Origin of the sequence: Thioalkalivibrio sp. ALMg13-2 (genome assembly GCF_000381185.1) — a bacterium.
Classification (GTDB): Bacteria; Pseudomonadota; Gammaproteobacteria; order Ectothiorhodospirales; family Ectothiorhodospiraceae; genus Thioalkalivibrio; species Thioalkalivibrio versutus.
On the sequence record NZ_KB906103.1, the window covers coordinates 24,408 to 37,141 of the forward strand.

The window sequence follows — 12,734 nt, forward strand, 5'->3', positions numbered from 1 at the left end:
CTCAAGTTCGTTCCGACCCTATCGGTCCTCCATCGGACGCGCGTGCGCGCGCCGATTAGCTAAATCGTTAGAGCGAAAAACGAATGAACGAACTTGCGATCGCTGTCGTCGTAATCCTATTCCCAGGCCTGATTGCCGCTGTAATCTGCGACAAGATCACTGTTCATTCGCCACGATGGGGCTCGTTCAAGTACAGCGTCTACTCGTTTGTTTTGGGAGTATCATCCTACGTAGCGTTGCAAGGGATTGTCTACATTTGGAACTGGTTTTCTGGTTTGTTCGTGCCGACGGTTTCGTTTGTATCGAAAACCCTGGACGTCTGGACAATCGTAACAACGCAGACAGTCTCCATTGATCCTTCTGAGGTGTTTTGGGCAACTATTTTATCGCCTGTCATCGCCGTCTTGGCTGCGTTCACCGTAAATCATAAAATTATCCATAAAGCTGCGCAAAGATTGCGCGTATCTGGCAAGTACGGTGATGAGAATCTATTTTCATTCTTTCTCAACGCCCAAGATATTAATTGGGTCTATGTGCGCGATATTCCAAGCAAGTTGACGTATCAGGGGCGCGTCGTCTCGTTTTCCGAAGCAGATGACATGCAAGAGCTTGTACTGTCAGAAGTAACGGTCTTCGCATACGAGACATCCGACGAGTATTACTCCGTTCCACTGCTGTATCTGTCGAAAGAGCGTGGATCGTTTATTATTGAAGCAATTCCACAGCAACTACTGGAGGCAGAAGATGAAAAAGAAGCCCATTAATGAGGGCCTTACCCGTGGAGGAATAAAGGGTGGCGTCCAAAAGGGTAATACGAAACCAATTCCGACCCAGAATGTTAGGCCCTCTGGGCCGCCCCCAGCGCCCACACCGAAGAAGACGTGAGACATGCGCTCTAGCCAGGCATTCCTCCGACGGATCAGGCGCTGCGCGCCCGGTCCGCGGCCGAACGCGGCCGTTAGATGAGTAAGGAACCAAATGGGTACATCATCAAATATTACAGTCGTCAACTCCTTGGAAGACTACGTGCGTGCTATCAATGGAATCCAGGTGCGCAAGGACCGGGTAATAGCGTTTCGTGGCCACAACAAATGTGGTGAGTACGAACCTCAACCGCTTGTGTATCGTGAGCCGGAGTATATAGCGAATGAACCTGAGCTGATTCGTGAGTCAATAGCAAGGTCGCCGGATGACTTCGTGTCGGATCAAAACTTCTTGGAAAGATTGGTGAGGTTGCAACACTACGGCCTCCCTACGAGGTAAGTCGGATAGACGGGGTCGGACCACGGTAACCGACTGAGAAAACGACAGAATATTGGGAACTGAGCCCTAAATCGGGGCTTAAAGCGGCAATTGCCGTTTACAAATGGCCATTCCAGGGAGGGAAGCCATGCCACGCGCGCATTGCCATAAGCTGCCGGGCCATGTCTGGCATGTCACGTATCGTTGTCACAAACAGGAGTTCCTGCTCAAGTTTGCCCGTGACCGGAGGCTCTGGCTGTACCAGGTACGCCAGCGTTACGGACTCTGTGTGCTGAACTACATAGTGGCCTCCAACCATGTTCACCTGTTGGTGCGCGATGAGGGCAAAGGCGAGATTGCGCGTTCCATGCAGTTGATCGCGGGCCGGGTCGGCCAGTCATACAACCGGCGTAAGGCGCGTAAGGGCGCTTTCTGGGAAGACCGCTACCATGCCACTGCCGTGGAGAACGGAACCCAACTCGCGCGCTGCCTGGTATACATCGACCTGAACATGGGGCGGGCGTGGTGAAGCATCCATCGGAGTGGGAGACCAGCGGCTATCGGGAGACCCAGGCGCCGCCGGATCGTGACCGTGGGCGATCGTGGTCCGACCTTTGCCTAAAGGGCTGGCGAGCGGCGCCGAGCCCAGCCAGCGACCCGGGTACCTGCGTTCGGACTACCATCCTGCTGCTCGTAGTCGCGGTAGGGAACCGGTCGTATATGGACGAAGTGCACCGGGCTCTGGGGGTACGGTCGCCGGCTCGGCAGGTCGGCAGGTCGGCAGGTCGGCAGGTCGGCAGGTCGGACAGGCGGGGGACACCGCGTGGGTTCGCGACGATAGGGCGAGTTATCCGGTAGATCAGCGGTTTTGATCCCGAAATCGGCCCGATAAGCGTCCCACTGGAGGGTGTGTCCGGTATAAGGCGCTTGGAGTCAATGAGTTATTGTGGTCCGACCCTGGCTATTCCTTGGATGTTCGGCAGTAGTTCGCGGGCATGAGGTCAGGAGCCGCCGGGCGGTGGCTCCTCGACCAGCTCGCGATGGACGATCACGGCGTTCGTGCCCGGCCGGATGTGTTTGCCGCGCGCCTCGAAATGCGCACGAGTGACCGCTGCCCCGTAGAGCAGGATCAACGAGGAATAGTTGACCCAAATTAGCAGTAATGCCAGCGAGCCGGCCGCTCCATAAGTGGAGGCAGTCGCGGTATTGGCGATGTACATCGCGATCAGCGAACGGCCCACGGTGAACAGGATCGCGGTAATAAAGGCGCCGGCCAGCACATCGCGCCAGCGCAGTACAACATCGGGCAGGACCTTGAAAATCGCGGCGAACAGCAGCGTGACGATGACGAGGGAAACGAAGATTTCCATGCCTTCCATGGCCCAAATCGGCACCGGCATCCACTGGTCGGCAAAGTTCATCACCAGATGCATCGCCACGCTGAGCAGCAGCGACACCATCAGCACGAAACCGATAGCCAGCACGATGGTTAGCGAGAGTACGCGTGCCTTGAAAAAGATCCACAGGCTGTTTTTCGACGGGCGCGGTGCCACGTCCCATATCTGGTTGAGCGATTGCTGCATCTGGGCAAAGACTGTGGTCGCACCGACGACGATCGCTACGATGCCCAACAGCGTCGGCCAGATGCCGCTCTGCTCGATCTGGGAGTTGACGACCGCAGTCTGCACCACCTCGGCAGCCTGCGGCCCCAGCACTTCCTCGAGCTGGGCCATTAGTTCGCCCCTGGCAGCCTGCTCGCCCAGCACCAGCCCGACGATGGCCACCACAACGATGATGACCGGGGCGATCGAGAAGACGGTAAAAAATGCCAGAGCAGCGGCATAAATGAAGGCCTGGCTTTGCAGCCAGTGTCCTGCCGCCGCAGCAAGGATTGCCCCCCAGTATCGCAGCGGCGAGGGAATCTTTTGCACGATGCGCTCTTTGATGAGCCTGATACGCTCTTTCATGACCCAAGCATCTCGTAGATAACGGGGTCGGACCATGTTAACTGATGGAAACGGCGAAGGAAGACGCCGAATTGGGGCCCGAGTTTTGGCTTAAAACTGCAATTTCTGTCTTCAAATGGCCATTCCAGGGAGGGAGGCCACAAAGGTCTCTGGGCCGCAACCTTGCCGTTTGCCCTTTCTGAAGCGGATGTACGCCGAGCCGGTGATTGTTTCCCCTCAGGATCGGGTGCGATCCAGACTCCGTGGCGGTACCTGTTCTCCGTGCCCTGGGTGTATCAGGAAATAGAGCCGGAGTTTGCTCGCGATGCATTGGAGTCGGATCGGATCCAGGGACGGGCGGCGGACCTGCGAGCGCGCAAGGGGGTCTAGGCTCGGATTTGTCAGGCCGGCATACGGGCAGAAGGCAATGGCATAAGGTGAGGGTTGCCCCCGGGCACGCTGCTTCGCCTTCTCGGGGCGTGCATCAAACGATAACCGGCGTGGGAGTCAGATCCGGGCGGATTAGTCGTCGGCGTTGTCATCCTTGTCTTTCTTGCCGCTCGGGGTGATGGTCCGTCCGACAGCGGCAGCGGTCTTGCCGGTTGCCTTGACGGTCCCGGTAGTGACACTGACGGCGGCGCTGCCGGCCGTGCTGGCGACCTTGACTGCCGTGCAGCCACTGGCCATCGGCAGGGTCACGGCGAGGATGATGAGCATGCGCGTGAAATGGTGCTTTGGCATTGGGAAGCCTTTCGGCATGGATATGGGCAACAGGTTAGACCGATCCCCGGAGCCTGAAAAGGGACGTGTAACCACCAAGTAGCGATGTGCCTTTCCGGGACATGCCCGCCGTGACTCCGCGGGCCGCCGCCAGGGGCGGTTCGGCTCGGGTCTGGTTCCGGCGGGGTGGGCGGCAAGGGCGGATCGAGCGTTTTGGAGGAGCTCACGGTGCATGTGGAGCGGGGCTGAGTCGCGTTCTACTCGCCTTGCACCGTGATCGTGAGCTTGCGGGTGTGGGCGGCGTAGCGGTGTTCCCAGAGGAAGAGGCCCTGCCACGTGCCGAGGATCAGGCGGCCCTGGCCGACGGGGACGGTCAGGTCGTTGTGCGTGAGCATGGCGCGGGCGTGGGCGGCCATGTCGTCGTCGCCTTCCATGTCGTGGCGGTAGGCGGGGTCGCCGTCCGGGGCCATGCGTTCGATCAGGGTCTCCAGGTCATGGCGGACGTCGGGATCGGCGTTCTCGGTGACGAGCAGGGAGGCGCTGGTGTGATGCTGGAAGACGTGGCAGGTGCCGGTGGTGATGCCGGAGGCGCGCACGATGTGCTCCACGGCGGTGGTGATGTCGTGGGTGCCGCGGCCTCGGGTCTGCTGGGTCAGGGTGTCCTGGTAGACGGCCATGCGCTTCCTCGAATGCAAACAAAAAAGCGCCCGTAGGCGCTTGATTGGTCGTTCTAAATTGGTGGAGGCGGCGGGAATCGAACCCGCGTCCGCAAGACCTCCGCCTTCGGCTCTACATGCTTATTCTGTCTTTTAATTTAACCAGCGACTACCCGACAGGCAGGGAATGTAGCTGGCGATCCCGGTTTAGTTTTAATGGATCCACGCCGGGCGCGCTTCACCACGATCTTATGAGAGTCGACGCCCGATACTGGACGCATAAGAACGGCTCCAGTCGGACGGCATCTACCGGTTTTTAAGCGGCGAGTGCGTAGTTGTCGTCGTTGGCAACTATTTTTTTGCAGTGGTTTTTACGAGGTCCACTACAGCCTCGGCATGCACCTCAGGTTTCGCGACCCGCGTCGAAGCCATGTCGCCCCCAAGTACTACATGGACAGGGTAACGCATCGGGAGTTCCTCAACCAGCGCAATTGCGGTCACGTACCGGTCCCGCGCGGCAGGCGCCTCCGGTACAATGCGCGGCTTTCGGTACGTCCGGTTTCGAGGAAGCGCAATGCGGGTTGTGGAAGGGGGCGCGGCGGTCTCGCCGTTTCGGCTGCGGGCTCTGGAGGCAGGGCTGCGGGCAAGCGTACCGGGCGCCGGCCCGCTGGCGGCACGGTTTATCTATTTCGTGGAGACGCGCCGCCGGCTGGGGCCGGACGAGGAGGCGGTGCTGGCGCGCCTGCTGCGCGAGGGCGACGCCTGGGAGGCCCCCGAGTTTGCGGTGGAACGCGAACTGGTGGTGATCCCGCGCTTTGGCACGATCAGCCCGTGGTCGTCCAAGGCCACCGAGATTGCCCACCATGCCGGGCTGGAGGACGCGGTCGAGCGCATCGAGCGCGGCATCCACTGGCAGATCGGGGGTGAAGCGGCGGCGAGCGCAGATCTGGAGGCGCTGGCCGACCTGCTCCACGATCGCATGACCGACGCGGTGATCGAGGACCCGGCGGCCGCCGCCCAACTCTTTCACAACGAGACGCCACGGTCGTTGGGGCGTGTGGAGCTGGGCGAGGATGCTCGCGCGGCGCTGGAGCGCGCGAATGGCGAGCTGGGCCTGGCGCTGTCCCCCGACGAGATCGATTACCTGGCCGATGGGTTCTCCGCGCTTGGGCGCGCGCCGACCGATGCCGAACTGATGATGTTCGCGCAGGCCAACTCGGAACACTGCCGCCACAAGATCTTCAATGCAGCCTGGGTGCTGGATGGCGAGGCGGATGAGCGCACGCTGTTCGGCATGATTCGCCAGACCCATGCACGCCATCCCGAGGGCGTGTTGTCCGCCTACAGCGACAATGCATCGGTGATCGCCGGGCATGACGGGACGCGCCTGACGCCGGATGCGATTACCGGCGAGTATCGTCGCGAGTCGCTGGATCTGGCGATCCTGATGAAGGTCGAGACGCATAACCATCCGACTGCCATCTCGCCGTTTCCCGGGGCTGCGACCGGCTCCGGTGGCGAGATTCGCGACGAGGGCGCCACGGGGCAGGGGTCCAAGCCCAAGGCGGGGCTGACCGGGTTCTCCGTGTCCAACCTGCGGATCCCGGGCTTCGAACAGCCCTGGGAGCGGGATTTTGGCCGTCCTGGCCGGATCGAGAGCGCGCGCCAGATCATGCTGGACGGCCCGATCGGCGCGGCTGCGTTTAATAATGAGTTCGGGCGGCCGGCGCTGGCTGGCTACTTTCGCACCCTGGAGATGGCGCTGCCGGATGCCGCGGGTGGCGAGACCCTGTACGGCTACCACAAGCCGATCATGCTGGCCGGCGGGGTCGGCTCGATCCGTGGCGAGCATGTGCACAAGCAGGATGTGCCGGCCGGTACCCCGATCGTGGTCCTGGGCGGTCCGGCGATGCTGATCGGCCTGGGCGGCGGGGCGGCCTCGTCCATGGCGAGCGGTGCGAGTTCGGAGCAGCTGGACTTCGCCTCGGTGCAGCGCGGCAACCCGGAGATGGAGCGGCGCTGTCAGGAAGTGATCGACCGGTGCACGGCCCTGGGTGCCGGCAATCCCATCTTGTCGATCCACGACGTAGGTGCGGGCGGGTTGTCCAACGCCATTCCGGAGATCCTGGATGACGCCGGGCGCGGTGGGGTGATCCAGTTGCGCGACCTGCCGACGGCCGAGCCGGGGCTGTCGCCGATGGAGCTGTGGTGCAACGAGGCGCAGGAACGCTACGTGCTGGCGATTGCCAGCGAACACCTGGAGACGTTCCGTACTCTGGCGGCGCGCGAGCGCGCCCCGTTCGCGGTGGTGGGCGAGGCCACGGACGAGGGGCACCTGAAGGTCGAGGACGACCTGTTCCACGAACCGCCGGTGGACATGCCCATGGGCATGTTGCTGGGCAAGATGCCGTTAATGACCCGCGAGGACCAACGCCGGGCGCCGCCGGTGACGGACTTCGACCCGGAGGCCTGTCCGTTGGCGGAGGCCTTGGAGCGCGTGCTGCACATGCCTTCGGTCGCGGCCAAGCACTTCTTGATCACGATCGGGGATCGCAGCGTGGGTGGTCTGGTCGCGCGCGATCAGATGGTCGGTCCCTGGCAGGTGCCGGTGGCGGACTGCGCCGTCACGCTGACGGATTTCGATGGGTATACCGGCGAGGCGATGGCCATGGGCGAGCGCACGCCGCTGGCGATCCTGTCGGCGCCGGCCTCCGGGCGCATGGCGATCGGCGAGGTGGTGACCAACCTGGCCGGGGCCGATATCGACGGCACGCAGGCGATTCGCCTCTCGGCTAACTGGATGGCCGCCGCCGGGGTGCCGGGCGAGGACGCCAACCTGTTCGACACCGTGCGCGCCATTGCCGAGGACCTGTGCCCGGCACTGGGGATCTCGATCCCGGTAGGCAAGGACTCGCTGTCCATGCGCACGGTATGGGAGACCGAGGACGGGCAGGCGCGGCACATGCACGCGCCGGTATCGCTGATCGTGTCGGGCTTTGCCCGGGTCGCGGATGCACGCCGGACCCTGACGCCGCAGCCTGACCCGGCGGCGGATGACCGGCTGTGGCTGATCGATCTGGGCGAGGGTCACGCGCGCATGGGCGGCTCGGCGCTGGCCCAGGGTTACGGGCATGTCGGCGAGACCGCTCCGGACGTGGTGGACGCCGGTCGTCTGCGCGCCTTCTTCGACGCCATCGGCACCCTGCGCCGCAATGGCCTTTTGCGCGCCTACCATGACCGCTCCGACGGCGGACTGGTCACCACGTTGCTGGAGATGGCCTTTGCCGGGCGTTGTGGGCTGGATGTGGAAATCCCCGGTGGCCAGCCGGTAGCGGCCTGGCTGTTTAACGAGGAACTGGGTGCGGTGGTCCAGATGGCCGCAGGCGCCGAGTCGGCGCTGCGCGACGCCCTGGCGGAGGCCGGGCTGGAGGCGCACCTGCACCCGGTGGCGCGCCTGCGCAAGGATGAACAGGTTCTGATCCGCCAGGACGGGCGGGATCTGTTCATCGGTGACCGTGCCGGCCTGCAGCGCCAGTGGCAGGCAACCTCGGCGCGTATGCAGCGGCTGCGCGATGATCCGGAGTGTGCCGACGAGGAGCTCGCGCGGGTGGAGGCCGATGGCGGTCTGCAGCCGCGGGTGAATTTCGATCCGGCCGAGGATGTCGCCGCGCCGATGATCGCGCGCGGCGAACGTCCGCGCATTGCGATCCTGCGCGAGCAGGGGGTCAACGGGCAGCTGGAGATGGCGGCGGCCTTCGAACGCGCCGGGTTTGCCCCGGTGGACGTGCACATGACCGACCTGCTGGACGGGCGCCAGGACCTGGGTTCGATGCAGGGGATGGCGGTCTGCGGCGGGTTCTCCTACGGCGACGTGCTGGGTGCTGGTGGTGGCTGGGCGCAGACCATCCTGAATCATCCGGCCCTGCGCGATGCCTTCCAGGGCTTCTTCGAGCGCCCCGAGACCTTCACGCTGGGGGTCTGCAACGGCTGTCAGATGCTTTCGCATCTCGCACCGCTGGTCCCGGGGGCCGATCACTGGCCGCGCTTCGTGCGCAACCGTTCCGAGCAGTTCGAGGCGCGCCTGTCGCAGGTGCGCATCGAACCAGGCCCGGCGGTGCTGCTTGATGGAATGGCCGGCTCGGTGCTGCCGGTCGTGGTCTCGCACGGGGAGGGGCAGACCCGGTATGCCGATGGGGTCCCGGTTCACGATCAGGCTGCGTTGCGCTACGTGGAGGCCGATGACACCCCGGCAACGGTTTATCCGGCCAACCCGAATGGCTCCGCCGGCGGGGCCACGGGGTTCGCCAGTGAGGATGGGCGCGCGCTGATCATGATGCCGCACCCGGAACGGGTGTTCCGCGGCGTGCAGCACAGCTGGCACCCGGCGGACTGGGGCGAGGATGGCCCGTGGTTGCGACTGTTCCGTAATGCCCGGGTGTTCGTTGGCTAAGGCCTCGATGGTCTATAACGGAAACATTTGTTCCGGCGACGAGGGAGGCGGGAGCGCACATGGATGACGCCAGTCAGGACGAGTTTCTCGGCGAGGACCTGCGTGTGACGACCGCGCTGATGATCGGTCCGTCGGCCCGGCCCGCTACCGATCCGGTGCTGGCGCAGCGCCTGATCGAGAGCCTGGACCTGTTCGACGACGCACACCCGCGCGGGGCGATGCCGCATGAGGACGAGTCCTCGCCCGAGGTGCAGCGCCTGGAACACAAGCTGGATCTGTTGTTGCATCTGGTCGCGGAGTCACTCCACCCCGATCGCCCCGATCCGGTGGAGGTGACGCTCAGTGGTCACGGGATTGCGCTGCCAGCGGGCACGTTGCCGGAAGATTGTGACCGCGTGGAGGTCTATCTCAGCCGCCTGTTGCCCCAGCCCTGCGTCCTGGGCGTCGAAAGTCCGACGACACGCGGAGGCCTGCAGATGACTCGCTGGACAGGGGTTGAAGGTCCCCTGGAAGAGGCGATTGGTCGCTGGATCTTCCGGTTGCATCGCCGCGAAGTCGCCGAGAAACGCCAGAAAGTTGACGGCAATCGCAACTAGGCTGGATACTGTGAACTCGATCACACCATTGGATGCCGGCCGGGACCTTTCTCGGGTGGGGGCATCCGTTCGCGGCAATCGGGGCACAGCGGTATGCGGGATCCTGGGGAACAACAGCAGGCGATGCGCATTGCACTTAGCGGCGATGCGGGAGCCGCGGACGCAACACGGGCGATCCTGAACTGCCTCGGTTGCGTGGCCGAGACCCACAGCAACCCCACTGACCTGATGGACGGCACGTCCGCCGCAGCCGTGTGGCTTTGCGGGCCTGCCGCCGACCTCTCCGCGCGGCTGCAGGGACCGCGCGGCGATTCGGCGCTGATTGTCGTGCAGCCGACTGATGGTGGCCAGGTGCAGGCCGACGGAGTGGACTGCATCGTCGAGCATCCGCTCTCGATTGGCCGGGTTTCTCAGGTCCTCCAGTGGCTGCGCTTCGGTCGCGAGCCGGGGTACGACGATATCCCCGGGCTGGTCGGGTCGCACCCGACCATGCAGGCGGTCAAGCGCCTGGTCGGGCAAGTGGCGCGGACCGATGCCACCGCGCTGATCCTGGGCGAGACCGGATCCGGCAAGGAGGTCGTGGCCCGCGCGATCCACAATGCCTCCGAGCGCGCGGACAAGCCGTTTGTGGCAGTCAACTGCGGCGCCATCCCGGCGGAACTGCTGGAGAGCGAGCTGTTCGGCCACGAGAAGGGGGCATTTACGGGCGCCTTCACCGCGCGCGCCGGCCGTTTTGAACTGGCCGAGGATGGCACGCTGTTCCTGGACGAGATCGGCGACATGCCGTTGCCGATGCAGGTGAAACTGCTGCGCGTATTGCAGGAGCGGGTGTTCGAACGGGTCGGCTCCAACAAGTCGATCCCGGCCCGCGCGCGAATCATCGCGGCCACCCACCGGAATCTGGATGCCGCGGTGGCGGATGGCAGCTTCCGGCAGGATCTTTTTTTCCGCTTGAGTGTATTTCCGATCGAGATGCCGCCGCTGCGCGAACGCACCAGCGACATGCCGCTGTTAATCGCCGCTCTGGAAGACCGGCTGCGCGAACAGGGCATGGCCCCCGCCCATCTGACGCCGGCGGTGGTTGCCCACCTGGGACAACTCGAGTGGCCGGGCAATATCCGCGAGCTGGCGAATCTGCTGGAGCAGATGGCCATCATCTATCCGGATTTACCGGTGGACCTGGCGCAGCTGCCACGGCGGGTTCGTCCGGACGGGATCGAGGATCTGACCCTGCCGCCGACCACGCCGAAGGGTCTCGAAGGTGGCTCCGCTGCGGGCGCCAACCTGCTGGCCGGTGGTCTGCCACCGGAGGGCGTCGATCTGCGCAGTTTCCTCAACGACCTCGAACGCGACATGATCACCCGCGCCCTGGACGAGACCGGGCACGTGGTGGCGCGCGCCGCACGCCGTCTGGGCATGCGTCGGACCACCCTGGTTGAGCGCATGCGCAAGTTCGGGCTGGGCAAGGCCTGAGAAGACGCGGATGCGGGCGTGAACGCGCCCGGACACGGGTGTTTTCAATGGGACGGAATCCCGTCACCTGATGGAGCCGAAATCGGCAACCCTCGCGTCATAGGCTTGACGGGTCCCGCGTCGAGCCAGATAAAACCCCTATAACTCAATAGCCTGTTTGAATGGCTCGATTTTTGCTGGATCTCTCCCGAATCGATACGGGAAGACCTTCATGTCGCGAGCCACGATCCTGCTGGTGGATGCCGAACCCGAGCTGCGAGAGGCCGTGGTCCAGGTGCTGGCCACGATCCCGCGGGTGCGTCTGCAAACGTGTACTGCCGACGAGCTGGTGCAATCTGTGGAGGTGTCCGCCCCGGCAGTCATCCTGCTGGCGCACCCTGCGGAGCGGTCCCTGGATGCCCTGCCGCAAGCCACGGCAGCGTTGGCGGCAGTCAGCCGCGAGGCGAGCCAGGATCAGGAACTGGCCGCAATGCGACACGGGCTGGAGGCCCACTTCGCGCTCCCGCTTATGGCGGAGGAGCTGGCCGGGTGGCTGCGACCGCGGGTGCGGCCGGAGCCGTCGCTCGAGGTCCCTGCATTGGTGACACGCAGTGCCGTGATGCGCGGCATCGATCGCTTTGTTACGCGAATTGCCGGCAGCACGGCGACGGTCTTTGTTACCGGTGAGTCGGGGGTGGGCAAGGAAGTCCTGGCGCGTCAGCTGCACGCGCGCTCGCCGCGGCGGCGCGGACCATTCGAAGCGATCAACTGTGCCGCACTCCCCGAGGCGATGCTCGAGGCCATGCTGTTCGGGCATGCCAAGGGGGCCTTTACCGGCGCGGTCGAGGCGCGACCGGGCAAGTTTGTGCGCGCCGACGGCGGCACGCTGCTGCTGGACGAAGTGACGGAGATCCCGGTGCATTTGCAGGCGAAGCTGCTGCGTGCGCTGCAGGAGCGCGAGGTCGAGCCGCTGGGTGGGCGGCGCCCACAACGCGTGGACGTGCGCGTGATCGCCACCTCCAATCGGGATTTGCGCGAGGCCGTGGCCGAAGGGCATCTGCGCGAAGACCTGTACTACCGCCTGAACGTGTTTCCCCTTTGCATCCCGCCACTGCGAGAGCGTGCGGAGGATATCGTGCCCTTGGCCGAGGCCTTGCTCCGACGTCTGAGTGGCGGTCGGCTCCAGGCCCTGGACGACGGCGCACAGCGACGGCTGCGCGAACACGACTGGCCGGGCAACGTGCGTGAACTGGCGAACGTGATGGAACGCGCGGTCACGCTGCATGACAGCGCGGATCCGCGGGTGAGTGCGGAGTCGGTTTGGCTTGATGCGGACATGGTGAACCCCTGGAGTACCGGGGCGGGCGAGGTGACCACCGGGGCGCATTCGATGCCGAATGACGAGAACCCGACACCGATGCTGGAGCAGACCCTGCAGACGCAGGAGAGCCGGGTGATCATGAACGTCCTGCGCGAATCCGGTGGGCGCCGCAAGGAGGCCGCCGACCGGCTGGGAATCAGCCCCAGAACATTGCGTTACAAGATTGCGCGTCTGCGCGAGCACGGCTTCGCGGTGCCCGCGTCGGGCTAATGTTTGGTCGTCTGGCATATGGATTGCTTGAGAGTTTCCATCGAATACGAGAATACGACGGGCCCGTCCTGGTCGGTCGAC

At 64.1% G+C, this 12,734-nt stretch carries 8 protein-coding genes, 1 other RNA gene and 1 pseudogene; 6 read left to right on the plus strand and 4 right to left on the minus strand.

Features of this window, described 5'->3' with window-relative positions:
• Positions 1 to 83 precede the first annotated feature (83 nt).
• Positions 84 to 764 (plus strand): hypothetical protein, encoded by a 681-nt coding sequence (locus tag F618_RS0103905; RefSeq protein WP_019567800.1) that lies wholly within the window; start codon positions 84 to 86, stop codon positions 762 to 764.
• Between the two features lie 626 nt (positions 765 to 1,390).
• Positions 1,391 to 2,114, plus strand: a pseudogene (locus F618_RS14735) (transposase).
• A 129-nt stretch (positions 2,115 to 2,243) separates the two neighbouring features.
• Here the strand turns inward: F618_RS14735 and F618_RS0103915 are convergent.
• The 4 genes from F618_RS0103915 to ssrA form a co-directional block, all read right to left on the minus strand.
• Positions 2,244 to 3,209, minus strand: a complete 966-nt coding sequence (locus tag F618_RS0103915) for a YihY/virulence factor BrkB family protein (RefSeq protein ID WP_019567802.1) — start codon at positions 3,207 to 3,209, stop codon at positions 2,244 to 2,246.
• Between the two features lie 501 nt (positions 3,210 to 3,710).
• Positions 3,711 to 3,929 (minus strand): hypothetical protein, encoded by a 219-nt coding sequence (locus tag F618_RS0103920; protein WP_019567803.1) that lies wholly within the window; start codon positions 3,927 to 3,929, stop codon positions 3,711 to 3,713.
• A gap of 236 nt (positions 3,930 to 4,165) precedes the next feature.
• The gene (locus F618_RS0103925) at positions 4,166 to 4,585 is read right to left on the minus strand and encodes a secondary thiamine-phosphate synthase enzyme YjbQ (RefSeq protein ID WP_019567804.1); all 420 of its coding nucleotides are present in this window, start codon (positions 4,583 to 4,585) and stop codon (positions 4,166 to 4,168) included.
• Between the two features lie 59 nt (positions 4,586 to 4,644).
• Positions 4,645 to 5,005, minus strand: a transfer-messenger RNA (tmRNA) gene (gene ssrA, locus F618_RS15360).
• A 133-nt stretch (positions 5,006 to 5,138) separates the two neighbouring features.
• On the opposite strand from ssrA, the gene purL reads away from it, so the two are divergent.
• From purL to F618_RS0103945, 4 genes are all read left to right on the plus strand, one after another.
• Positions 5,139 to 9,014, plus strand: a complete 3,876-nt coding sequence (purL, locus tag F618_RS0103930; protein ID WP_019567805.1) for a phosphoribosylformylglycinamidine synthase — start codon at positions 5,139 to 5,141, stop codon at positions 9,012 to 9,014.
• Positions 9,015 to 9,073: 59 nt separating this feature from the next.
• Entirely contained in the window at positions 9,074 to 9,610 is a 537-nt protein-coding gene (locus F618_RS0103935) for a PilZ domain-containing protein (protein WP_019567806.1), read from the plus strand.
• A 93-nt stretch (positions 9,611 to 9,703) separates the two neighbouring features.
• Positions 9,704 to 11,083, plus strand: coding sequence for a sigma-54-dependent Fis family transcriptional regulator (locus F618_RS0103940; RefSeq protein ID WP_026331135.1), 1,380 nt, complete (start codon positions 9,704 to 9,706; stop codon positions 11,081 to 11,083).
• A gap of 211 nt (positions 11,084 to 11,294) precedes the next feature.
• Positions 11,295 to 12,653, plus strand: a complete 1,359-nt coding sequence (locus tag F618_RS0103945) for a sigma-54-dependent Fis family transcriptional regulator (protein ID WP_019567808.1) — start codon at positions 11,295 to 11,297, stop codon at positions 12,651 to 12,653.
• Positions 12,654 to 12,734: the final 81 nt, after the last annotated feature.